This is a genomic window from Streptomyces sp. NBC_01216 (assembly GCF_035994945.1).
Lineage (GTDB): Bacteria > Actinomycetota > Actinomycetes > Streptomycetales > Streptomycetaceae > Streptomyces.
This window is the reverse complement of sequence record NZ_CP108677.1, coordinates 6,227,136-6,248,211: the sequence shown is the minus strand read 5'-3', so window position 1 is coordinate 6,248,211 and position 21,076 is coordinate 6,227,136. Positions and strand designations below refer to the sequence as shown.

At 72.4% G+C, this 21,076-nt stretch carries 20 protein-coding genes; 10 read left to right on the top strand and 10 right to left on the bottom strand.

What is annotated here, in order from left to right:
* The first annotated feature begins 4 nt into the window (after positions 1-4).
* Both OG393_RS28145 and OG393_RS28140 read left to right on the top strand, forming a co-directional pair.
* Positions 5-199: a hypothetical protein gene (locus OG393_RS28145; RefSeq protein WP_046907412.1), complete on the top strand. Its 195-nt coding sequence runs from the start codon at positions 5-7 to the stop codon at positions 197-199.
* Positions 200-236: 37 nt separating this feature from the next.
* The gene (locus OG393_RS28140; RefSeq protein WP_327377485.1) at positions 237-1,880 is read left to right on the top strand and encodes a hypothetical protein; all 1,644 of its coding nucleotides are present in this window, start codon (positions 237-239) and stop codon (positions 1,878-1,880) included.
* Between the two features lie 229 nt (positions 1,881-2,109).
* On the opposite strand, the gene OG393_RS28135 is transcribed toward OG393_RS28140, so the two are convergent.
* Positions 2,110-3,609: an SCO1417 family MocR-like transcription factor gene (locus OG393_RS28135; RefSeq protein WP_327377484.1), complete on the bottom strand. Its 1,500-nt coding sequence runs from the start codon at positions 3,607-3,609 to the stop codon at positions 2,110-2,112.
* Between the two features lie 101 nt (positions 3,610-3,710).
* Here OG393_RS28135 and yczE point away from each other — a divergent pair, with 101 nt between their 5' ends.
* From yczE to OG393_RS28115, 4 genes are all read left to right on the top strand, one after another.
* On the top strand, positions 3,711-4,391 hold the full coding sequence (gene yczE, locus OG393_RS28130; protein WP_327377483.1) for a membrane protein YczE: 681 nt from the start codon (positions 3,711-3,713) through the stop codon (positions 4,389-4,391).
* Positions 4,388-5,152 carry a glycerophosphodiester phosphodiesterase family protein gene (locus OG393_RS28125; protein ID WP_327377482.1) on the top strand — a complete coding sequence of 255 codons (765 nt, stop codon included), beginning with the start codon at positions 4,388-4,390 and terminating at the stop codon, positions 5,150-5,152. The genes yczE and OG393_RS28125 overlap by 4 nt, the downstream gene beginning before the upstream one ends.
* Before the next feature lie 41 nt (positions 5,153-5,193).
* Positions 5,194-6,549 (top strand): MFS transporter, encoded by a 1,356-nt coding sequence (locus tag OG393_RS28120; protein ID WP_327377481.1) that lies wholly within the window; start codon positions 5,194-5,196, stop codon positions 6,547-6,549.
* A gap of 255 nt (positions 6,550-6,804) precedes the next feature.
* Positions 6,805-7,179 (top strand): RNA polymerase-binding protein RbpA, encoded by a 375-nt coding sequence (locus OG393_RS28115; RefSeq protein WP_015032218.1) that lies wholly within the window; start codon positions 6,805-6,807, stop codon positions 7,177-7,179.
* Between the two features lie 218 nt (positions 7,180-7,397).
* Here OG393_RS28115 and fxsA read toward each other — a convergent pair whose 3' ends face one another.
* The 4 genes from fxsA to OG393_RS28095 form a co-directional block, all read right to left on the bottom strand.
* The gene (fxsA, locus tag OG393_RS28110; protein WP_327377480.1) at positions 7,398-7,988 is read right to left on the bottom strand and encodes an FxsA family membrane protein; all 591 of its coding nucleotides are present in this window, start codon (positions 7,986-7,988) and stop codon (positions 7,398-7,400) included.
* A 46-nt stretch (positions 7,989-8,034) separates the two neighbouring features.
* Positions 8,035-8,814 carry a polyprenol monophosphomannose synthase gene (locus tag OG393_RS28105; protein ID WP_327377479.1) on the bottom strand — a complete coding sequence of 260 codons (780 nt, stop codon included), beginning with the start codon at positions 8,812-8,814 and terminating at the stop codon, positions 8,035-8,037.
* Positions 8,815-9,332: 518 nt separating this feature from the next.
* Positions 9,333-10,952 carry an amidohydrolase gene (locus OG393_RS28100; protein ID WP_327377478.1) on the bottom strand — a complete coding sequence of 540 codons (1,620 nt, stop codon included), beginning with the start codon at positions 10,950-10,952 and terminating at the stop codon, positions 9,333-9,335.
* Positions 10,953-11,014: 62 nt separating this feature from the next.
* On the bottom strand, positions 11,015-11,455 hold the full coding sequence (locus tag OG393_RS28095; RefSeq protein WP_327377477.1) for an Lrp/AsnC family transcriptional regulator: 441 nt from the start codon (positions 11,453-11,455) through the stop codon (positions 11,015-11,017).
* Between the two features lie 225 nt (positions 11,456-11,680).
* Here OG393_RS28095 and OG393_RS28090 point away from each other — a divergent pair, with 225 nt between their 5' ends.
* Positions 11,681-12,049, top strand: a complete 369-nt coding sequence (locus OG393_RS28090) for a hypothetical protein (protein WP_327377476.1) — start codon at positions 11,681-11,683, stop codon at positions 12,047-12,049.
* A 31-nt stretch (positions 12,050-12,080) separates the two neighbouring features.
* Here the strand turns inward: OG393_RS28090 and OG393_RS28085 are convergent, their stop codons facing one another.
* Positions 12,081-12,341 (bottom strand): hypothetical protein, encoded by a 261-nt coding sequence (locus tag OG393_RS28085; RefSeq protein WP_442817370.1) that lies wholly within the window; start codon positions 12,339-12,341, stop codon positions 12,081-12,083.
* Between the two features lie 334 nt (positions 12,342-12,675).
* Here OG393_RS28085 and OG393_RS28080 point away from each other — a divergent pair, with 334 nt between their 5' ends.
* On the top strand, positions 12,676-13,134 hold the full coding sequence (locus OG393_RS28080; protein WP_327377475.1) for a hypothetical protein: 459 nt from the start codon (positions 12,676-12,678) through the stop codon (positions 13,132-13,134).
* A gap of 91 nt (positions 13,135-13,225) precedes the next feature.
* Here OG393_RS28080 and OG393_RS28075 read toward each other — a convergent pair whose 3' ends face one another.
* Positions 13,226-14,599, bottom strand: a complete 1,374-nt coding sequence (locus tag OG393_RS28075; RefSeq protein WP_327377474.1) for a peptidase C39 family protein — start codon at positions 14,597-14,599, stop codon at positions 13,226-13,228.
* Positions 14,600-14,863: 264 nt separating this feature from the next.
* Here OG393_RS28075 and OG393_RS28070 point away from each other — a divergent pair, with 264 nt between their 5' ends.
* Positions 14,864-15,490 carry a uridine kinase family protein gene (locus OG393_RS28070; protein ID WP_327377473.1) on the top strand — a complete coding sequence of 209 codons (627 nt, stop codon included), beginning with the start codon at positions 14,864-14,866 and terminating at the stop codon, positions 15,488-15,490.
* Positions 15,491-15,855: 365 nt separating this feature from the next.
* Complete coding sequence (locus OG393_RS28065; RefSeq protein WP_327377472.1) at positions 15,856-17,751, top strand: AAA family ATPase; 1,896 nt, start codon at positions 15,856-15,858, stop codon at positions 17,749-17,751.
* A 134-nt stretch (positions 17,752-17,885) separates the two neighbouring features.
* On the opposite strand, the gene OG393_RS28060 is transcribed toward OG393_RS28065, so the two are convergent.
* The 3 genes from OG393_RS28060 to OG393_RS28050 all read right to left on the bottom strand — a co-directional run bounded on the left by OG393_RS28060 (position 17,886) and on the right by OG393_RS28050 (position 21,056).
* Positions 17,886-19,055, bottom strand: coding sequence for a hemolysin family protein (locus OG393_RS28060; protein ID WP_327377471.1), 1,170 nt, complete (start codon positions 19,053-19,055; stop codon positions 17,886-17,888).
* Positions 19,052-20,395, bottom strand: coding sequence for a hemolysin family protein (locus OG393_RS28055; RefSeq protein ID WP_327377470.1), 1,344 nt, complete (start codon positions 20,393-20,395; stop codon positions 19,052-19,054). Before OG393_RS28055 ends, OG393_RS28060 begins: the two co-directional genes overlap by 4 nt.
* Positions 20,396-20,603: 208 nt before the next feature.
* Positions 20,604-21,056 carry a PH domain-containing protein gene (locus OG393_RS28050; RefSeq protein ID WP_327377469.1) on the bottom strand — a complete coding sequence of 151 codons (453 nt, stop codon included), beginning with the start codon at positions 21,054-21,056 and terminating at the stop codon, positions 20,604-20,606.
* Between the last annotated feature and the right edge of the window lie 20 nt (positions 21,057-21,076).

The following is a 21,076-nucleotide window of genomic DNA, read 5'->3' as shown; positions in this document are numbered from 1 at the left end:
CGACATGATCCTGTCCATCTCAGGCGTGGTCCTGCTCGGCATCATCTGCTTCCTCTTCTTCAAGAAGGACGGCATGAAGGCGTCGCACGCCCTCGTCAGCGCGCTCTTCGGTTTCTATCTCGCGGGCACCGCCATCGCCCCGAGCATCACCGCGGGCGGACAGAGCCTCGCCAGCCTCTTGGGCGGGATCAAGTTCTGACGTCCCCCAGCCCCTTCCACGACTCCAGGAGTACGACGTGGCCCGGCGACCACTCCCCCGCATTCTGAGCAGCGGCAGCGCGCAGATCGCTCGCAGTCGAGAGATCGCGCGCACGGCCGCCGACGGCGCCACCGATGTGCTCCATCCGCTGATCACCATCACGCGTGGTCTGCGGAAGCTGGCCGCGACCGCTCGGGCCAGATGGGCCGCGACCCCCAAGGAACGGCGCGGTCCCACGCTGTGCCTGGTCGCGGCCTGCCTCGTCGTCGTCGCCCTGGTGCCGTACGGACCGCTGCTCGCCCTGGTCTCGGTGATGGGCGCCGCCGCGTGGAAGGGGCGGGAGCGCCCGGTCGTGCGGACCGGGCCGGACGACGCCGAGGCCGAGCGGCTCAAGGGCCTGTACGAGGCCCTGGTGCCGTACTTCTCCGTCCCCGAGGACCCGGCCCCGCTCTTCGCCCACGGCGGCGACTGGAGCGGCGCCTTCGGGGACTACGGCTTCGACGAGAGCGGGCGCCTGATGCGCCTGCGGATCACCTATCCCGCCTACTTCACGGATGGTGAGGCGGATTCCAGGGCCCGGATCGAGCATCTGCTGCACGCCAAGTCCGGGCGCGGCCGCGAGTACCTCTTCGACTGGGACGAGGAGGGCAACAGGCTGGTCATGAACGTGCTGCCCGCCCTGCCCACCACCATCGCGGCACAGCGCTTCGTGACCGCTCCGGGCGAGACCGTCCTCGGATTCACCGACGCGGACGCGGTCCAGCGGACCGTGCCGGTGCTCGCCGCCGACGGGCCCCAGGACGCGCCTCCCGTCGTGTGGCGCACCGGCCCCCGCTCCATCGAGCCGCACCTGCTGGTCGTCGGCCAGCCCGGCAGCGGAACCACCTCCCTGCTCCGCTCGCTGGCACTCCAGGCCCTGCCGCACGGCGACGTGCTGATCGTCGAGGGCAGCGGCACCGGGGAGTACGCCTGCCTCACCGGACGGGACGGCGTGCTGGCCGTCGAGTGCGGCCTCGCGGGCGCCCTGGCCACCCTGGAATGGGCCGCGCACGAGACCGAGCGACGGCTGATCGCGGCGAACCGGGCCCGACAAGCGGGCCATCCGGCCCCCGAGGACACCCGACGCCCCCTGTGGATCCTGCTCGACCGACCGAGCGTCCTGGGCCACCTCGCCGCGGCCGACGGCCGCGGCGACCCGCAGAGCCTCCTTCAGGTGCCGCTGCGGCACGGCCGGGCCGCAGCGGTCACGGTCGTGGTGGCCGAACAGTTCGACTGCCTGGACACCCTGGACGAGACGGTGCGGACACACACCCGTGCCCGGGTCGTGCTCGGTCCGGCCACCCCTGGGCAGATCGCGTCGGTCCTCGGCGCGCAGCCGCACACCACGCCCGTCCCGGTCGTCCCGCCGGGCCGCGGCTACGCCCGCCTCGGTACCGGCCCGGTCCTGCGCCTCCAGGTGCCGGCGACCCCCGATCCGTACGACGACGCGACGAGCGAATCCCACCGGTCGGCCGTGCTGGAACTCCTGCCGGAGCGGCAGAACACGACGGCGCCGGCGGTCGAGTCCGTTCCCGCCGCGGCCCCGGAGCCTGCCGCCGCACCGGACCCCGGTGTCGCACCAGCCCCGGCCCGCGATCCCGGACCCCCGCCGCTCCACGCGCCGGTCGCGGCGGAAGGCTGAGCGTCTCGCCCGCCACCGCGTGAGAGCGCGCCGGAGGCCCGGCACGGACCGTCGTCCGCGCCGGGCCCCGCGCGTTCGCCCCCGGCGGTCACACGACACCGAGGCACCGAGGCACAAATCCCCGCCGGCGCTCCTCGCGCGCCGGTCCGCCGCGGACGACGGGACAGCTCTCAGAGCCTGCCGGGCGGCCTCTGACCGGGCGGTCACCCGACAGGCTCTCCGTCTCAGCTCAGGCGACGAACGCCCGCGACGGTTCGATTCCGCTGACCGCGCCCGACTCCACCAGCCGGGCAGCCGCCGCCAGCCGGGCGGCGGCCTCCTCGGCGACCGGACCGCCGACGGTGAAGGGCAGCCGGACGTATCCCTCGAAGGCTCCGTCCACGCCGAAGCGAGGCCCGGAGGGGACCCGGACGCCGACCCGCTCGCCGACCTCCGCCAGGCGCGAACCGGACAGGCCGCCCGTACGGACCCACAGGGTCAGGCCGCCGCGCGGGACGTCGAACTCCCATTCCGGAAGCTCGCGCCGCACGGCCGCCACCAGCGCGTCCCGGTTCTCCCGGGCCTGGCCGCGCCGGATGGCGACCGCACGCTCCCACCCACCGGTCCGCATCAGCCAGTCGACGCCGAGCTGCTCCAGTACCGGGGTGCCGAGGTCCGCGTAGGCCCGCGCGGCCACCAGCGAACGGATCACGTCGGGAGCGGCCCGCACCCAGCCGATCCGCATGCCCGCCCAGAACGCCTTGCTGGCCGACCCGACCGTGAGGACCGTCGCTCCGGCGGGGTCGAAGGCGCAGACCGGCCGGGGCATCTCCAGCCCCTCCTCCAGATGCAGTTCGGCCATCGTCTCGTCGACCACGAGGACGGTCCCCGCCGAGCGGGCCGCGTCCACCAACTGACGCCGCTGGCCGTCGTCGGCCAAGGCGCCGGTCGGATTGTGGAAGTCGGCGACGACGTACGCCAGGCGCGGGGCGGCGTCCCGCAACACCTGCCGCCAGCGGTTCAGGTCCCAGCCCGCCAGCCCCTCGGCCATGGCGACCGGCACGAGCCGAGCGCCGGCCTCCCGCATGAGCTGGAGGATGTTGGCGTAGGAGGGGGACTCGACGGCTATCCGCTCACCGCGCCCCGCGAAGAGGTGGCAGATGGCGTCGATGGCGCCCATCGCCCCGGTGGTCACCATGATCTGTTCGGGCATCGTGGGGATGCCGCGCTCGGTGTACCGGTCGGCGAGCATCTGCCGCAGCGCGGGCAGCCCGGCCGGGTAGTCACCATGCGTGTGGGCGTACGGCGGCAGCTCCTCCAGGGCTCCCTGGACACTGCGGGTCAGCCACGGCTCCGGCGCGGGCAGCGCCGCGCAGCCGAGGTCGATCATCGAGCCGAGCGACTCCGGGGGCAGGGGTTCGAGTCCCCGCGCGGGCAGCGGGTTCCCGGCCGGTACGGCGGTCCAGCTGCCGGCCCCGCGCCGCGACTCCAGGAAACCCTCGGCACGCAGCGCCTCGTACGCGGCGGCCACCGTCGTCCGGCTGACAGTGAGCGCACCGGCCAGTTCGCGTTCGGCGGGCAGCCGGGCGGCGACCGGGACGCGGCCCTCCAGCACCAGCAGCCGGATTCCGTCGGCCAGGGCACGGTAGGCGGGCGGTTTGCGGGCGCCCGGTCCGGCGGGGCGCGGCTGCTGCGCCTGGAGCTGCCGGGCCAACTGCGCCGGACCGACCGCAGAGGTCCACTGAGCCATGGAAATCAGTCCACCTTCATCGAATTGGCCATGGTTGACATCCATTCCCCCGCCACAGAGTGACATGAGTCAGTCCACCACCACCACACAGGGGGCACTTCTTGTCCACCGACTCCGGCCTCCGCGCCCGGCTCACCGGACGCCGGCTGCCTCGCCGGCTCACCCAGCTCGCCCTCGGGCTGACGCTGTACGGGATCAGTTCGGCCCTCCTGGTCCGCGCCGGACTGGGCCTGGAGCCCTGGGGCGTCCTCCACCAGGGTCTCGCCGGACGGTGCGGGCTGACGATCGGCGTCGTGTCGATCGCGGTGGGGGCGATCGTCCTGTTGCTGTGGATCCCGCTCCGACAGAAGCCCGGCCTGGGCACCGTCTCGAACGTCTTCGTGGTCGGCCTGGCCATGGACGGGACGCTCGCCCTTCTCCCGGACGCGCGCGGCGCGCTCGCGCGCGTCTCCCTGCTCCTGGCCGGCATCGTGCTCAACGGGGTGGCCACCGGTCTCTACATCGCCGCCCGGCTGGGCCCGGGCCCGCGCGACGGCCTGATGACCGGGTTGCACCGCCTCACCGGCCGCTCGATCCGCCTGGTCCGCACGGCGATCGAGGTGGCCGTCGTCGCCACCGGTTTCCTGCTGGGCGGCTCCGTCGGCGTGGGGACGGTGCTGTACGCCCTGAGCATCGGGCCGCTCGCCCAGTTCTTCCTGCGGCGTTTCGCCGTCCCGGAGGAGACGGCCGGCGGCACCGCGGCCACCACCGCGACACCCGGACAGGCCATACTGCGGCGGTGACTCGCGTACGCCACCCCTACCTGGACCACCCGTCCCCCATCCCGTTCGCCCACCGGGGCGGCACGGCCGACGGCCTGGAGAACACCACCGCCGCCTTCCGGCGCGCCACCGAGGCCGGATACCGCTATTTCGAGACCGACGTGCACACGACCGCGGACGGCGCCCTGGTCGCCTTCCACGACGCGACCCTCGACCGGGTCACGGACGCGACGGGCCGGATCCGGGAACTGCCCTGGGAGGCGGTACGGGAGGCGCGGGTGGCGGGAAAGGAACCGCTGCCGCTCTTCGAGGAGCTGCTGGAGGAGTTCCCGGAGGCCCGCTGGAACGTCGACCTCAAGGCCGAGTCCTCACTCGTCCCGCTGATCGACCTGATCCGCAGGACGGGGGCCTGGGACCGGATCTGCGTGGGGTCCTTCACGGAGAGCCGGATCGCTCGGGCGCGGCGGCTGGCCGGACCCCGGCTGGCCACCTCGTACGGCGTGCGGGGCATCCTCGGCCTGCGGCTGCGCTCCCTGGGCATCCCGGCGGCGGTGCGGGCGGGCGCGGTCGCCGCGCAGGTGCCCCGGAGCCAGGCCGGGGTCCCGGTGGTCGACCGCCGGTTCGTCCGTGAGGCGCACGCGCGCGGCCTCCAGGTGCATGTATGGACCATCAATAATTCGGAGGAGATGCACTCTCTCCTCGACCTGGGGGTGGATGGCATCATGACCGATCATCTGGAGACGCTGCGGTCGGTCATGACCGACCGGGGAGCCTGGGCCTGATCCCACGGCAGCACCACGGGAACGAACGAGGGGGCCGCGGCTTGACCGCCAACATCGCCGAGCCGGAGGAGCACACCACCGATCCGGCCGGCCGCAAGCGCGAACAGCGCGGCTGGTACTTCTACGACTTCGCGTGCTCGGTCTACTCGACGAGCGTGGTGACCGTGTTCCTCGGTCCCTATCTGACCGCCGTCGCCAAGCGGGCGGCCGACGCGGAGGGATTCGTCCACCCGCTGGGCATACCCGTGCGGGCCGGATCGCTCTTCCCCTACGCCATCTCGGTCTCGATCGTGGTGGCGGTACTGCTGATGCCGCTGGTGGGCGCGGCGGCGGACCGCACGGGCCGCAAGAAGCCGCTGCTCGCCGTCGCGGCCTACACCGGCGCGGCGGCCACGACGTGCATGTTCTTCCTGGGCGGCGACCGCTATCTGCTGGGCGCGTTCCTGCTGATCGTGGCGAACGCCTCGCTGTCGGTCTCGATGGTGCTCTACAACGCCTACCTGCCCCAGATCGCGGAGCCCGACGAGCGGGACGCGGTCTCCTCACGTGGCTGGGCCTTCGGCTACACCTCGGGCGCCCTGGTCCTCGTACTGAACCTGGTCCTGTACTCCGGCCATGACTCCTTCAGGGTCTCGGAGGGAACGGCGGTGCGGATCTGCCTGGCCTCGGCGGGTCTGTGGTGGGGCGCCTTCACTCTGGTGCCACTGCGGCGCCTTCGCGACCGCCGGGTCCCGCAGGGCGGGGAGGGCAGGGTGGGCAGCGGCTGGCGACAGCTGAGGGCGACTCTCAAGGACATGCGGCGCCACCCCCTGACGCTCTCCTTCCTGCTGGCGTACCTGATCTACAACGACGGTGTGCAGACGGTCATCTCACAGGCGTCCGTGTACGGCTCCGAGGAGCTGGGACTGGACCAGACGACACTCATCACCGCCGTACTACTGGTGCAGGTCCTGGCGATCGCGGGCGCCCTCGGCATGGGGCGACTGGCCCGTTCGTACGGCGCCAAGCGCACGATCCTCGCGTCCCTGCTCGTCTGGACGTCGATCCTGGCCGCCGGTTACTTCCTGCCGCCCGGGGCCCCGGTGGCCTTCTTCCTGCTGGCGGCTGCCATCGGACTGGTCCTGGGCGGCAGCCAGGCGCTGTCACGGTCGCTGTTCTCCCATCTGGTGCCGCGCGGCAAGGAGGCCGAGTACTTCTCCGCGTACGAGATGAGCGACCGCGGCCTCAGCTGGCTGGGCCCGCTGGTGTTCGGTCTCGCGTACCAGCTCACCGGCAGCTACCGGGACGCCATCATCTCCCTGGTGATCTTCTTCGCCGTCGGCTTCGCGCTCCTCGCACGGGTACCGGTGCGGCGGGCGGTGGCCGCCGCGGGCAACCCGGTTCCCGACCGGATTTAGACGCGGAAGTGAAAGGCCGGTAGTATACGCCTTTGGCCTACCAGGCGGACCGTTACTGCGTACTGACTTAGTGAAGACGCTGGGTGACATCTGCTGCCAGATGTGACAAACCGGGCACTGGTGGGTAGAACAAGGGGCGGCACGACGGGCGACGCATGACCCGGAACGGGAATCTTTACCGCCGACCGGACGTTGACCGGATGACGACGACAGCGACACCTGTCCTGTGGGCGACAAGCCCGGGAGGCACGATTCATGAGTGAGCGAGCTCTTCGCGGCACGCGCCTCGTGGTGACCAGCTACGAGACCGACCGCGGCATCGATCTGGCCCCGCGCCAGGCCGTGGAGTACGCATGCGAGAAGGGCCATCGTTTCGAGATGCCCTTCTCGGTGGAAGCGGAAATTCCGCCGGAGTGGGAGTGCAAGGTCTGCGGAATCCAGGCACTCCTGGTGGACGGGGACGGCCCCGAGGAGAAGAAGGGCAAGCCGGCGCGTACGCACTGGGACATGCTGATGGAGCGACGCACCCGTGAGGAGCTGGAGGAGGTGCTGGCCGAGAGGCTGGCGGTCCTGCGGTCCGGCGCCATGAACATCGCGGTGCATCCGCGCGACAGCCGCAAGTCCGCCTGACGGACGTCACGGCCCGAGCAACGCCGAGGGGCTCGGCACACCAGCCGGTGTGCCGAGCCCCTCGGCGTCGTGCGTGCTCCCCCGGTCGTGCGTGCTCCCCCGGCCTCGCCGCCGGGACGACAGGGGGCAGGACCCGAGCCGTCCCCGGGCGGAACCTCCCGGGCCGCGTGCCCGGCCCGTGGGCTTCGGGGCGCGGGCTCAGCTCGCGGGGTCCAGCATCAGGGCGTCAGCGGCGGGCGGGACTCACCAGGCCCCCGCGGGCCGGGAGAAGGCTCCTCACGGATGACCTCGCCCTGCACGACCTTCCCGTCCGGGCGCCGCATGCGGGCCTGCTGGAAGGCGTCCTGGAGGCTGCCGGAGGGCGCGGCGCTCACGCGGCGCTCGACGGCCTTCTCGGCGTGGCGTCCGAGGAAGGAGCGGAACCACGGCACGAGCAGCAGCAGACCGGCCGCGTCGGAGATCAGGCCGGGGATCATCAGCAGCAGACCGCCCAGCATCAGGAAGCCGTTGCGGTCGTCCGTGCCCGCGCGCCCGGCGGACGGGACCTCTCCGGAACGTGCCGCGGCCTCCGCCTGCTGGAAGGTCCGCGTGAGGTTCTCGAAGGCACGTCGGCCCGCCCGTTTGATCACCACGGCGCCGAGCACGGCGCCCCCGACCAGCAGGGCGAAGACCGTCAGTCCGCCGGCCGCGCCCGCCACCACGGTGAGCAGCCAGATCTCCAGGACCAGCCAGACGGCGAGGGTCACCGGCAGGAACGTACGCGCGCGGGAGCGCCTGGGGGCAGAGGGAGGCGGTGTGCCGGTCGTCATGCCCCCAGTGTGCCTGGAGCCGCGCCGGAACGTCGTAAAGGCGGGATCAGCTCGCGGACCTGCGGCCGAGGAGCCTGCCCACCTTGTTGGCGCGGGCCGTGAGGCCCCAGCCGGTGACCCGCCACAGCGCCTCGACGAGGATGTCCCGGCTCATCTTGGAGTCGCCGACCTCACGCTCCACGAAGGTGATGGGGACCTCCACGACGTGGAAGCCGGCGGCGACGGCGCGGCGGGCCAGGTCGACCTGGAAGCAGTACCCGGCCGAGGCGACGTCGTCGAGGCCCAGTCCCTCCAGGGTCTCCTTGCGGAAGGCCCGGTAGCCACCGGTGACGTCGCGGATCGGCACGTCGAGCAGCACCCGCGAGTAGAGGCTGCCGCCGCGTGAGATGAACTCGCGGGACTTGGGCCAGTTGACGATCCGGCCGCCCGGCACCCAGCGGGAGCCGAGCACCAGGTCCGCGCCCTTGAGCGCGGTGAGCAGCCGGGGCAGTTCCTCCGGCTGGTGGGACCCGTCCGCGTCCATCTCGACGAGGACGCCGTAGCCGTGCTGGACGCCCCAGCGGAAGCCGGCCAGATAGGCCGCGCCGAGCCCTTCCTTGCCCTGGCGGTGCAGTACGTGGACGTGGTCGTCCTCGGCGGCGAGCTCGTCGGCGAACTTGCCCGTGCCGTCGGGGCTGTTGTCGTCGGCCACCAGGACGTGCGCCTCGGGTACGGCCGCCCGCACCCGAGAGACGATGGGCCTGATGTTCTCCGCCTCGTTGTAGGTCGGAATGATCACCAAGGCTCTGCCGAGCGGGCCGTAACGCCTCTGGCCACCGTCGTCCACTACTGCCCCTTCGGATGCTTACGCGAACCCCCACCATAGCGAGCCCTCCGACGGCCCGGCCGCGGTGGGCCGATCGAGGACACGGGGCGGCCGCGTGGAACGCCCGCGGGACGGCGCGGGATGGGGGCCCGGGGTCCTTCGGGCCGACCTGGGTCCCGCTGGCTGCGGGTCGACCGAGAGCCGTTGTCTACTGAACGTCCGGGCCCCACCCGGGTCGCACCTTCCGCCGGAGAAACCTTCCCTCGCCCCCGAGGCGCGGGCGCTGAACCTGGCTCCGGGTACGGTGCCCGGTTGCGGCGCACCGTCCCTTGACCCAGCGGCGTTCGACGACTGCGTGGAGGTGTGAACCCGGTCGGACGTCCTGTGGTGGACCCGCCGAACCTACCGGCCGGTGACGGTTCGCTGTCAACACTCGTTCGACCTGCGGATACCTCTCATCGTGCCTGGTCAGCGATGGGGCTCCAGCGGGTCGCGACGAAGCCGTGGATCAACGATCGGCGGAACGGAACGCCCCTGCGTCACTCGTTCGGACGCACGAAGACGGTACGGCCGGACACCACCGTGCGCAGGCACACCGGCAGGGCGCGGCCGGGCGTCAGGTCGGGCAGGCCGGGAGTCCCGGAGCGGGGGTCGGTCGACCAGCGGGCCACCCGGTCGTCGGGGGCCTGCACCACCAGTTCGTCGGTGCGCCAGACCGCGTAGTCGGCGGGGGCCCCGGGCACCAGGGTGCCGGCGTCGTCACGGCCCACCGCGCGCCAGCCGCCCCTGGTATGGGCGGTGAAGGCGGCGCGGACGGAGATCCGGTGCTCCGCGGTGCGGTGGAAGGCGGCGGCCCGGACGGTCCCCCAGGGGTCGAGCGGGGTGACCGGGCTGTCCGAGCCGAAGGCCAGCGGCACACCGGCGCGCAGCAGCGCGGCGTAGGGGTTGAGGGTGCGGGCCCGCCGCGGGCCGAGGCGCGCCGCGTACATGCCCTCATCGCCGCCCCAGGCAGCGTCGAAGGCCGGCTGGACGGAGGCGGTGAGGCCCAGCTCGGCGAAGGCGGCGACGGTCTCGGGAGTCAGCATCTCGGCGTGTTCGACGCGATGGCGGCCGGCCCGGATCCGGGCGAGACCGACCTTCTCGGCGGCGGAGCGCACGCCGTCGACGACGGCGGCGACGGCGGCGTCGCCGATGGCGTGGAAGCCGGCCTGGAGCCCGCTCTCGGCACAGGCGACGACGTGGGCGGCGATCGTGCCGGCGTCGAGGGCGGCGACGCCGGTGTGTCCCTCGGCGGGGTGGTCGGCGTAGGGGTCGTGCAGGCAGGCGGTGTGCGACCCGAGGGAACCGTCGGCGAAGAGGTCACCCGCGGCGCCGACGGCTCCCAGCGCCCGGGCCCGGTCGACGTCGAGATCGGCCCAGTAGCCGACGACCCGCGGCCCCGCCTCCTCGCGCGCGAGGTCCAGCAAGCCGGTGAAGTCGCCCTCCGATGAGATCTCCGGGCCGCCGCACTCGTGCAGGGTGCCGATGCCGAGCGAGGCCGCGTGGGCGCGGGCCGCGCGCTGCGCGCCGGTGCGCTGGGCGGGCGAGAGCGCCGCGTAGGCGGCGGCTCGGACGGCGTGGTGGGCGTCGCCGGTCAGCGGCCCGCCGTCCCCGAAGCCGTCGAGCTCGCGGACGCCCGGCACGAGGTCGAGCAGCGCGGTGGTGACGACGGCGGAGTGGACGTCGATCCGGGTCAGGTAGAGCGGGCGTCCGCCGGTGAGCTCGTCGAGCTCGTCGCGGCGCGGAGCCCGTCGCTCGGGCCAGCGGGAGGCGTCCCAGCCGTGACCGATCAGGACCCGGTCGCCGGGGCGTGCCGCGGCGTGGGCGCGGACCAGCTCCGTCGCCTCGGCGAGGGTGGCGGCGGCGGAGAGGTCGAGCCCGGTCAGCGCGAGGCCGGTGGCGGTGGTGTGCACGTGGGCGTCGACGAACGCGGGAGTGACCAGGGCGCCTTCGAGGTCGACCACCTCGTCCGCCCCGGAGGCGAAGGCGTCGGCCGCGCCCTCCGAGCCCACCCAGGCGACGTGGCCACGCTCCACCACCATGGCCGTGGCGAAGGGGTCGGCCGGGCTGTGGACTTCTCCACCGCGCAGCAGCACGGTGCGGTGTTCGTACTCGCTCATGCGACCAGGCTAGTGCCGTGACAGGCGATGATCGCCGTCAGGGAGTGTCGCCCGACGGGGCACTAGACGCGCGGGGGGCGGGCCTCGTACGGAGTGGAGAGGACGACCGTCGTGCGGCTGGAGACTCCGGCCTGCGAACGGATGCGGCTGAGCAGGTGCTCCAACTCCAGCGGGGTGGCGACGCGCACCTTGAGGATGTAGTTCTCCTCGCCCGCCACGCTGTGGCACGCCTCGATCTCCGGGAGGTCGGCGAGCCGGTCCGGGGTGTCGTCGGGGGCGCTGGGGTCGAACGGTTTGACCGAGATGAAGGCGGTCAGCGGCAGCCCGACGGCCTCCGGGTCGACGACGGCGGCATAACCGCGGATGACTCCGCGCTGCTCGAGGCGGCGGACACGCTGATGCACGGCCGACGTGGACAGGCCCGTGGCCTTGCCCAGGTCGGTGTAGCTCATGCGCCCGTCCTTGACCAGCAACTCTACGATCTGACGATCCAGCTCCTCCATGCGGTCAACCTATTGCCCCGGCCGGTGATCGGCACAGTCCCGGACAGCCTCTTTGCGCCGCTTTGGGCGCCACCGAGGCACCTTCGACAGGCACGTGACGAACGTCACAGGTTTGCGGGAGGGCTGGATCGCCGCCTCACGGTTATGCGGTCGGCCGCATGGGAATTGCTTGCTGTGGTCGAGGCCATACGTACCTGGTCGACCCACCCAAGGGGGAGATTCTCCATGCAGGAGCCTGTCGAATCGGTCGAGACGACCGATGAGCTCGACGCGTACGACACCTTCGAGATGTTCCGGGTCGTCTGCCCGGACTGCGCGCAGCCGATCGCGCTGCTCGCGGACGAGGACGCACTTCCGGAGCACGCCCTGTGCCCGACGCCGTGGAACCCGTTCGTCCTGACGGTCTGCACCGGCACCGGGCGCGCGGCCTCCGACGCGCGCGCCGCGGACGAGTCCCTGGAACCCCAGGAGCAGCACACCGCGCTACTGCTGACGCTGCCTCAGGGTCTCGACTGGCGGAAGCAGCCCTTCTCGCACGTCGGTGGTCCCGGCTCGCGCCCCATCCGGATGTCCCAGATGCGGCGCGCGGCCTGACGGACTCCGCACGCGGGGGTCTTCACGTGGTTCACCAGCGGCGACTTCTCCGTACCATCGCGGTCAGCGTGGCACGGTGCAGGATCAGGTCGTCCGGGTCCTCGGGCAGCCGGGCCTCTCCGAAGTACACCTGGCGGTAGGCGACCCCGAGCGCCACGATCGCGTGCCGCAGCGCCGCGCAGGGGGTGGGGACGTCCATGTCGCGCGGCGTGTCGCCGGTGAGACCGGCGTAGCGCCGCTCGACGGCGTCCCGGCGCAGCAAGTCCGGCAGGCCGGGCCGGCCGGAACTCACGGTCAGTCCTGGAAGAAGCGGTGCCGGCAGACGAGACCGGCGTGGTGCTTCATCGAGAGCGGGGCCCGATGCACGGGGTATTCGTCGAGTGCGACGGGCCGGTCGCCGGGCACGGCGTACCTCCTTTTCGGAGAGCCTGAATTGACGGTACGTCGGATACCCGTTCGGGAGGCCGGAGCCGTGCGGCCGCCACGCGCGGAGAGCGGCGCGGAGGCCGCCGCCCTCCGTGGTCGGCGGGACCGCGCGCCGGGGTCCACCGGACCGGAGAACCCGCGAACTTCCTCTCGATTCCTCCCGGCGGTGACCCCTTTCCCGCAGACGCGTTGGTTCGGGCATGAACTCGCTGTACACCGCCCCGAGCGACTACGGACGGAGGCACCTGGTGGACACGGGTGCCGAGGAATCGGTTCAGCAGGAGCCGGTGCCGACCTCCGCGTACGCCGCCGACCCGCCGATCTACCAGGCGCTCATCCGGCACTGGGCCAGCCACGGCCGGACCCTGCCCGGCCGCTTCGACCCGGAGTGGCACCGGCTCGCCACCGCGCCGGTGTGGGTCGACCGGACCGTACGCATGAGCGGCGTCAGCGGGACCCTGGTCCGTCGGGGCGACGGGCGATGGCCTCCACGGACCCCGGTCGGCGCCCGCCACGATCCGGAGCGCTGGAGTGCGGGCCGGCGAACCGACGGAGTCGGAGGAAGAGCCCTTCCTGCCGTGGCGCCTGGAGAAGGCCGACGCCCTCGCGCGGATCGCGGCGGAGGTGCGACACCTACCCCGGTTGCCCGATTCCGGTGACGTCTGCTGGTTCACGGTGCCGTGACGCCGCGAGCGCCCCTGGGGAAGTCTTTCCCGGGATGTCGGTCGGATGCGTCGCCAGTCCCCATACTCACACCAGGCCGAGCGACCGCAGTGCGCGGTGCTGACTTGATGCTGACTTGACCGGCCAGAAGACGTAGCAGACACCCCCCGTACCGCTCCTGACCTTGCCGTTCGCGTCGTAGCGCTTGGTCCGCAGCCAGATGTTCTCCCATTGGCGGCGGTCGTAGACGCGGCGCACGGCAGCGTTGTCCGGTGAGGCGGGATCGTTGGCGATCACGTCGCCGCGTTCCGTGAATCCGATGACCGTCATCAGGTGGCCCGAGGTGCCGTAGCCGGCTCCGGTGAGCTCCTCCTGACGGAAGGACTGTGACGTGATCACGGGAATGCCCACCCGGATCAGGCTCTCCAGTTCGGTGAGGGAGCCGAGCCGGGTGACGACCGCGCTCATCGACTCGTAGGTGGCGGCGTAGGCGGCGTTGAACGGCCAGTTCCCGCAGCCCTCGTACTGGTGGTCGAAGGTGTGGCGGGCCGCGTGGCAGACCTGCGGGTCGGCGAACGCCGGATCGACCCAGGCCAGCCGCTCGGGGCCGGGCGCACGCCCCCAGTACTCGACGATCATCTGCGAGGAGGTCGGGCTGCACCACGCCTCGCCGCCGTTGTCGTACTCCGGGTACTGGCCGACGTGCGTGTTCTGCGAATAGCGCGGCACCGCCAGCTCGCGGACGAGTCCGGGCACCGAGGCGGGTACCTCGAAGCGGTCCGGGATGTCGGAGGCCATCGCTCCAAGTCTTCGGACGGTCGGCGTGAGCATGGTTCCCGGCATCCGGTGAAGAGTGAGGCGCAGTTGGTACGCGACCAGGCGCGACCCGCTCGCGGGATCGTCGACGGACAGGGTGTCGGTGCCGATCGAACTCCTGCCGTCGCTCTGGCCGTCGACGGAGCTCCGCCGGATGTCGGTGTCACCGGAGGCCCAGCGGCCCAGCACGTACCAGGGCGTGGTGGTCGTGTCGTCGTAGGTGCCGCGCAGGTCGATCCGGAGCCAGGTGCCGGCCGGGGTGTCGGCGTTCCAGGAGGCGACGACCTCGGTGGCGGGTACGGAGAGGGTGTGGACCGGAGAGGTCCAGCTCGCGTACTCCCAGATGGAGCTACGCGCGGTGTGCGGGTCGGCGTATTCGACGAGGCCGACGGGAACGGCGAGCTCCAGTCCAGGGCGCCGGCCCGCGACGGCCCGGGTGCCGGCCGAGCTGCCGCTGCGCCAGTCGGTGTGGGAGCTCCAGAAGTGGTTGTCGACAAGCCGGGGCGCAGCCGTCGGGTCCGTGTCCGCTCCGGCTTCCGCTTCGGCACGCTCCGCGGCGGCGACCGTCGGTGCCGGGCCGGCAGTGCTCGCGGCGGCGGCGAGGGCCGCGGCGAGAACGGTTCTGCGCGGGGTGGAACTGGTCATGAACGGTGACCCCCAGTCGGAGAACGTGGTGACGGACGGTGTGGTGACGGACGGCGGCCCGTGCGCACCGCTTGCCGGGCGGCGGGGGTGCTGCGTGGCGGCGGGCGCGTGCGGAGGGTGCGGGAACCACTATGGCGGCTTCCAGGACGCTCGCGCCGGTGATTCGCCCCGCGTCGCCGCGGCGGCCAGGGCCCGTACCTCCGGTGGTCGCACATCACTGGCCAGCGAGGACCGACCGGAACGGCCGTCGCCTACCCTTGCCCCATGAAGGACCTCGCCCGCGCCGCCGAGTCGCTGCGCCGCCTGCCGCCCTCCTGCGGACCGGTCCGGCTGATCGGGGTCGACGGCCACGCCGGGTCGGGGAAATCCACTGTCGCCGCACGTCTCGCCGCCTGTCTGGCGGCCCCGGTCCTCCATCTCGACGACCTCGCCACGCACATCGAACTGTTCGCGTGGACGGAGCGCGTACGGCAGCAGGTCATCGAGCCACTGTCCCGGGGCGAGTCCGCGCGATATCACCCGTACGACTGGAGTCTGCGCGCCTTCGGGGCGCCGCGCACGCTGGCGGCTGCCCCGGTCGTCCTGATCGAGGGGGTGGGTGCCGGGCGCCGCGCGCTGCGCCCGGACCTCGCGGCGCTGCTGTGGATGGAACGGGGACCCGAGGAATCCTGGTCGCGCGGCCGACAGAGGGACGGACCGGCCCAGGCGGCCTTCTGGGACGGCTGGACCGTGGCGGAGACTCGCCATTTCGCGAGGGACCCCTCCCGCCCCTTCGCCGACACCCTGGTGCGCGAGTGTCCTGAGGGTTACGAGTGGCTTCCCGGGCCCGCTGAGGTACCGGACCCGGATCGGTCCGTCACGCAGCGTCATCGCCTGTCGCCACCTCGCTGAGAGGCCGGGGTACGACCTCCGCGAGTGCCTCAACTCCGCTTGACCCAAGGGGCGTACAGGTCTTACGTTCTCAATGCGCGGCTTTTCGGAGCCGCCGCGGACGCGAGGCCCCCGGTTGTTCCCCCGTGATCGGGGGCCTCGTTCTGCCCCGGTACATCCGTTCTCTCCGGCCTGACAGGCGCCCCGGTGCTCACCCAGGGTCATCGCCGCCGGATCATGCGCTACTCCTTCGTCGCGCCCCCTCTGCGCAGGTACGATGCCCTTCGGTGCGGTCAAATCCCGTCCGTGGGAACGCGGTTGTGTACGGATTCCGGCGGGCGTCCGCCCCCGGGACAGCTACGGGGGCACGTTTTGTGGGGGACCCGATGGACATCGGCACGCAGGGCGGACAGGCCCCGGCCGAGCTCGCCTGGCTGCGAGGAGTCGACGCCTACACGATCGGCGCCTATCCACAGGCCGAGGAGGAGTTCCGGACGGCGGTACGCATCGATCCCGGAATGGCCGACGGCTGGCTGGGGCTGCACGCGCTCCGGGTGGACACGACGACGGCGCTGCTGCGGATGTACCGCAACCGCGACCGCTTCGGCGAACAGCGCGCCCGGCACCGACGGAACCTGAACTCCTGGTACTGGCTGGGCTGGTGGGTCCAGCCGGTACTGGAGAGCACCCGCGACCTGCTGCTCGCACACGCCTCCCACTGGCTGGACGGACGTCATGTGCCAGAGCTGGAACGGGCGTTGACGGGACTGCCGCCGATCGACACGGATCCGCAGGTCCGCTTCCTGCACGCCTGCCGCTCCTATCTGGTCAAGGACTGGGACCAGTTGGTCCGGCACACCGAGCCACTGGTGAGCGATCCGCTGCTCGGCATCGAGGCCGGTCTCTTCGGCGGAATGGCCCGGGTCAGGCTGGAGATGTACGGCCAGGCGGAGCCCCTGCTCTCGGCGGCGCTGATGCGGTGCCGGAGCGAGCAGCCCCAGCGCAAGGAGCTGCGGTACTGGCTGGCTCGCGCGCACGAGGGCACCGGGCGGAGCGCCGCCGCCCTCCCGCTCTACCGGGCCGTGCACCGGATCGATCCCGCCTTCATGGACACGGCGGCGCGGCTCGCCGCGATCACCGAGTACGACGGTTTCGAGGGGCCCGACGAGATCGCGGGGCTCGCCGCCGTCCCGCTGGCCGGTCTGGGCCAGGACACGGTGGAGGCCGTCCAGGGCGAACCCGTCAACCCGGCGGACGGCCTGCTGCTGAGCACCGACCCCCCGCCGCCGGACACCGCGGCCACACCGCCCGAACCGCCGGACGCCGTACGGCAGAAGGCCGCCCCGCCGACGCAGCCCGCGCCTCCGTGCTTCCCCGCCAGCCCCACCGACCCGGCCCTGCTCGCCGAGGCGCTGGCCGAACTGGAGCGCATGGTCGGGATGGAGCCGGTGAAACGCCAGGTGAAGGCGTTGTCGGCGCAACTGGAGATGGCGCGGTTACGGGCCGGGCAGGGACTCCCCGTGCACCCGCCCAAACGTCATTTCGTCTTCTCCGGCCCCTCCGGCACCGGGAAGACCACCGTGGCGCGCATCCTGGGCAGGGTCTTCTACGCGCTCGGTCTGCTGGGCGGCGATCATCTGGTGGAGGCCCAGCGGTCCGACCTGGTCGGCGAGTTCCTCGGGCAGACAGCGGTGAAGGCGAACGAGCTGATCGACTCGGCGATCGGCGGGGTCCTCTTCGTCGACGAGGCGTACTCCCTGTCCAACACCGGCTACAGCAAGGGAGACGCCTACGGCGACGAGGCGCTCCAGGTCCTGCTCAAGCGCGCCGAGGACAACCGGGACCATCTGGTGGTGATCCTGGCCGGCTACCCGGAGGGCATGGACCGGCTGCTGGCCGCCAATCCCGGCCTCTCCTCGCGCTTCACGACCCGGGTCGACTTCCCGTCCTACCGGCCGCTCGAACTCACCGCGATCGGCGAGGTGCTGGCGGCGGCCAACGGCGACCACTGGGACGAGGAGACACTGGACGAGCTGCGGTCCATCAGCGGCCACGTGGTCGACCAGGGCTGGATCGACGAACTGGGCAACGGCCGCTTCCTGCGCACCCTGTACGAGAAGTCCTGCGCCTACCGCGACCTGCGTCTCGCCGGATACGCCGGGACCCCCACCCGGGACGATCTCGCCACGCTGCGCCTCGCCGATCTGATGCAGGCGTACGGAGAGGTCCTGTCCGGCCGTGGACCCTCCACCCGGGGCCCGCAGGACCCGACCGGTCCCTGACGGGCCCCGGGCGACGGCACGGCCACGGCGGTGAGGGCCGCTTCCCGCCCTCGCCCGCCGGGCCCTCTACCGCCGGGCGGGATCAGGCGGGAAGCCGCTCCTCACACACCGGCCGACGCCGGCACGGCGGAGGGTCAGCCGGCCAACGCCTCGGCACCGGCACCCGACGCGGCCTTCGGCACCACCGGGACCGTCGGCCCGGCCGAGACCGGTCCGTCCGGTCCCGGTCCGACGCGCGCGGCCACGGATCCGTCCACGGGCCGGACGGCCGCGAACGGACCGTCCCGGTGGGCGGGATCGCGGACCTCTCCCACCAGCATCTCCAGGACATCCTCCAGGGCCACCAGGCCGAGGACCCGGCCCGAGGCGTCCGCGACCTGGGCGAGATGGGTGGCCGCACGGCGCATCACGGTCAGCGCGTCGTCGAGCGGCAACTCGGCACGGAGCGTCGCCATGGGCCGCCAGACGTGCTGCGGCACCGCCCGCTCCCGTTCCTCCAGCTCCAGGACGTCCTTGACGTGCACGAAGCCCATGTACCGCACGCCTCCCTCGGCGCACACCGGGAAGCGGGAGTAGCCGGTGCGGACGGTGAGTTCCTCGATCTCCCGGGGGGTGACCGCCGGAGTGACCGTGACCAGTGCCGCCGGTGTGATCAGGACGTCCGTGACCGGGCGGCTGCCCAGTTCGAGGGCGTCCTCGAGCCGTTCCTGTTCGCTCGGGTCGAGCAGACCGGCCAGGCCGGCGTCCTCGACCAGCCGACCGAGCTGGACGCTGGTGAAGACCGCTTCCACCTCGTCCTTCGGCTCCACCCCGAAGGCTCTCAGGACCAGCCGGGCGCCCGCGCCCAGAGCGGTGGTCACCGGCCGGCACAGCCGGGCGAATGCCACCAGCCCGGGGCCGAGCCACAGCGCGGTCCGCTCCGGGGCGGCCATCGCGAGGTTCTTCGGGACCATCTCACCGATGACCAGGTGGAGGAAGACGACCGCGGCGAGCGCGACGACGTACCCCAGCGGATGGACCAGGCCGTCCGGCACGCGCAGCGCGTGGAAGGCGGGTTCGAGGAGCCGGGCCACGGTCGGTTCGGCGACCGCGCCCAGGGTCAGCGAGCAGACGGTGATGCCGAACTGTGCCGCCGCCATCATCTGCGGCAGGTTCTCCAGGCCGTACAGCACCTGGCGTGCCCGCTTCGCGGCGAGCGGTTCGATCTGGCTGCGTCGCACCGACACCAGGGCGAACTCGGCCCCGACGAAGAAGCCGTTGGCGATCACCAGCAGCACGGCGAAGAGGAGCGGGAGCAGGCTCATCGCGCCGCCTCCGGCAGCCGGGGCAGCTCGGCGGTGCGGATGATCCGGACCCGTTCCGCCCGGTAGCGGTCCACCTGCCGTACCGACAGCCGCCAGCCGGGCAGTTCGGCACGGTCCCCCGGCACCGGAATCCGGCCCAGGAGGTCGGCGACGAGCCCGGCGACCGTCTCGTACGGGCCGTCGGGCACGTCGACGCCTATCCGGTGAAGGGTGTGCACCCGGCAGGAGCCGTCGGCCTCCCAGGCGGGGTTGCCGTCCTCGCCTGCGGCGACGGCGGCCAGCTCGGGCCGCTCGTCGGCGGCCGCGTCGTGCTCGTCACGGACCTCCCCGACGAGTTCCTCCACGATGTCCTCCAGGGTGACGACCCCTGCCGTCCCGCCGTACTCGTCGACGACGACGGCGATCGGCTGCTCGCGCCGCAGTCGTTCCAGGAGCGCCTGGGCCGGCAGGGTCTCGGGAACAAGCAGGGGGGCGACCGCGATCCGGCCGGCCGGGGTGCGCAGCCGCTCGTGCGGGGGCACGGCGAGCGCGTCCTTGAGGTGCACCATGCCGACGACCTCGTCGATGCGGTCCCGGTAGACGGGGAAGCGGGAAAGTCCGGTCGCGCGGGTGAGGTTGAGGACGTCGGCGGCGGTGGCGTCCGACTGCAGCGCGCTGACCTTCACGCGCGGCGTCATGACGTGCTGAGCGGTGAGCCCGCCCAGAGTCAGGGTCCGTACGAAGAGGTCGGCGGTGTCCTGCTCGAGGGCGCCGGCCTGGGCCGAGTGGCGGGCCAGCGACATCAGCTCGCCGGGGGTGCGCACGGAGTCCAGCTCCTCGGTGGGCTCCACGCCCAGGAGCCGGACCAGCCGGTTGGCGACGGTGTTGAGGAGGGTGATCACCGGCCGGAACACGGTGGAGAACACGTGTTGCGGACCGGCGACGAAGCGGGCCACCTGGAGCGGCCGGGAGACCGCCCAGTTCTTGGGCACGAGTTCGCCGATCACCATCTGGACGGCGGAGGCGAGCAGCATCCCGACCACCACCGAGATCCCGGAGACGGCGCCCGAGGGCAGTCCGGTGGCGGTCAGCGGGCCGTCGAGGAGCCGGGCGAGGGCCGGCTCGGCGAGCATGCCGACGACGAGGGAGGTGATCGTGATGCCGAGCTGGGTGCCGGAGAGCTGGAAGGACAGCTCGCGCAAGGCCCTGACGACGGTGCGGGCCCGTCGGTCGCCGTCGGCGGCGGCCCGCTCGGCCTCGGCGCGTTCGACGGTGACGAGGCCGAACTCGGCCGCCACGAAGAAGCCGTTGGCGAGGATCAGGAGGAAGGCTGCGGCGAGCAGCAGAAGGGGGATGATCATGCCGCCGCCTCCGTGGAGGGGGCGGCGCAGGTACTACCGGACGATCCGTCCATTGCCGGAGGGAGTCACTCCTCGGGTCGCAGGGTGGCCTCGCGGGCCGCGGCAGCGGCCCTGCACATGCGAGGCGGTGGTGCCGTTCGGCACCACCGCCTCCAGAGTAATCACGTCGGCCCGGGGTCGGGCAGGGGGTCGGCCCCGTATGGGGGACTCAGCGGGCCTCCGACCCGGTGCCGTGGCTGTCGGCCAGGGCACGCAGGGCGCGGGCGTCGCGGATGGCCTGCTGCTTGGCGATACCGGGCTGGATGCCCAGCGCGGGCATGCTGGTGCCGTCGCTCAGGTCGAGGAAGACCCAGGGGTCGCCGGGCCGGAGGTTGACCCGGAGGATCTCCGCCCAGGCCAGCCGGCGCGTCCGGGTGATGTTCACGACCGTGACACCGTCGTCGTCGGCGACGACCTTGGGGCGGCTGAGCAGTGCGAGGACCCCGAGGAAGAGGGCCGCGGTGAGGATGAAGCTGGCCCGCTCCCCCGGTCCGAGCTTCTCGAGCATCAGCGCCACGGCGGTGATGACGGTGAACATCGCCGCGCCGACGGTCAGCAGGACCGCCCGGGTGCGGCCCGGCCGGAAGGTGACCGGGAGAGCGGGGTCGGGAGAGTCGGACATCACTCGGGTTCCTTCGCGCC

Coding starts and splice junctions, on each gene's coding strand:
- OG393_RS28050 (WP_327377469.1), bottom strand. CDS start 21,056: ATGTCCGACTCTCCCGACCCCGCTCTCCCGGTCACCTTCCGGCCGGGC.
- OG393_RS28095 (WP_327377477.1), bottom strand. CDS start 11,455: ATGGAGGAGCTGGATCGTCAGATCGTAGAGTTGCTGGTCAAGGACGGG.
- OG393_RS28135 (WP_327377484.1), bottom strand. CDS start 3,609: ATGGCTCAGTGGACCTCTGCGGTCGGTCCGGCGCAGTTGGCCCGGCAG.
- OG393_RS28070 (WP_327377473.1), top strand. CDS start 14,864: ATGAAGGACCTCGCCCGCGCCGCCGAGTCGCTGCGCCGCCTGCCGCCC.
- OG393_RS28080 (WP_327377475.1), top strand. CDS start 12,676: ATGAACTCGCTGTACACCGCCCCGAGCGACTACGGACGGAGGCACCTG.
- OG393_RS28100 (WP_327377478.1), bottom strand. CDS start 10,952: ATGAGCGAGTACGAACACCGCACCGTGCTGCTGCGCGGTGGAGAAGTC.
- OG393_RS28145 (WP_046907412.1), top strand. CDS start 5: ATGATCCTGTCCATCTCAGGCGTGGTCCTGCTCGGCATCATCTGCTTC.
- OG393_RS28060 (WP_327377471.1), bottom strand. CDS start 19,055: ATGAGCCTGCTCCCGCTCCTCTTCGCCGTGCTGCTGGTGATCGCCAAC.
- OG393_RS28075 (WP_327377474.1), bottom strand. CDS start 14,599: ATGACCAGTTCCACCCCGCGCAGAACCGTTCTCGCCGCGGCCCTCGCC.
- OG393_RS28055 (WP_327377470.1), bottom strand. CDS start 20,395: ATGATCATCCCCCTTCTGCTGCTCGCCGCAGCCTTCCTCCTGATCCTC.
- fxsA (WP_327377480.1), bottom strand. CDS start 7,988: ATGACGACCGGCACACCGCCTCCCTCTGCCCCCAGGCGCTCCCGCGCG.
- OG393_RS28090 (WP_327377476.1), top strand. CDS start 11,681: ATGCAGGAGCCTGTCGAATCGGTCGAGACGACCGATGAGCTCGACGCG.
- OG393_RS28065 (WP_327377472.1), top strand. CDS start 15,856: ATGGACATCGGCACGCAGGGCGGACAGGCCCCGGCCGAGCTCGCCTGG.
- OG393_RS28115 (WP_015032218.1), top strand. CDS start 6,805: ATGAGTGAGCGAGCTCTTCGCGGCACGCGCCTCGTGGTGACCAGCTAC.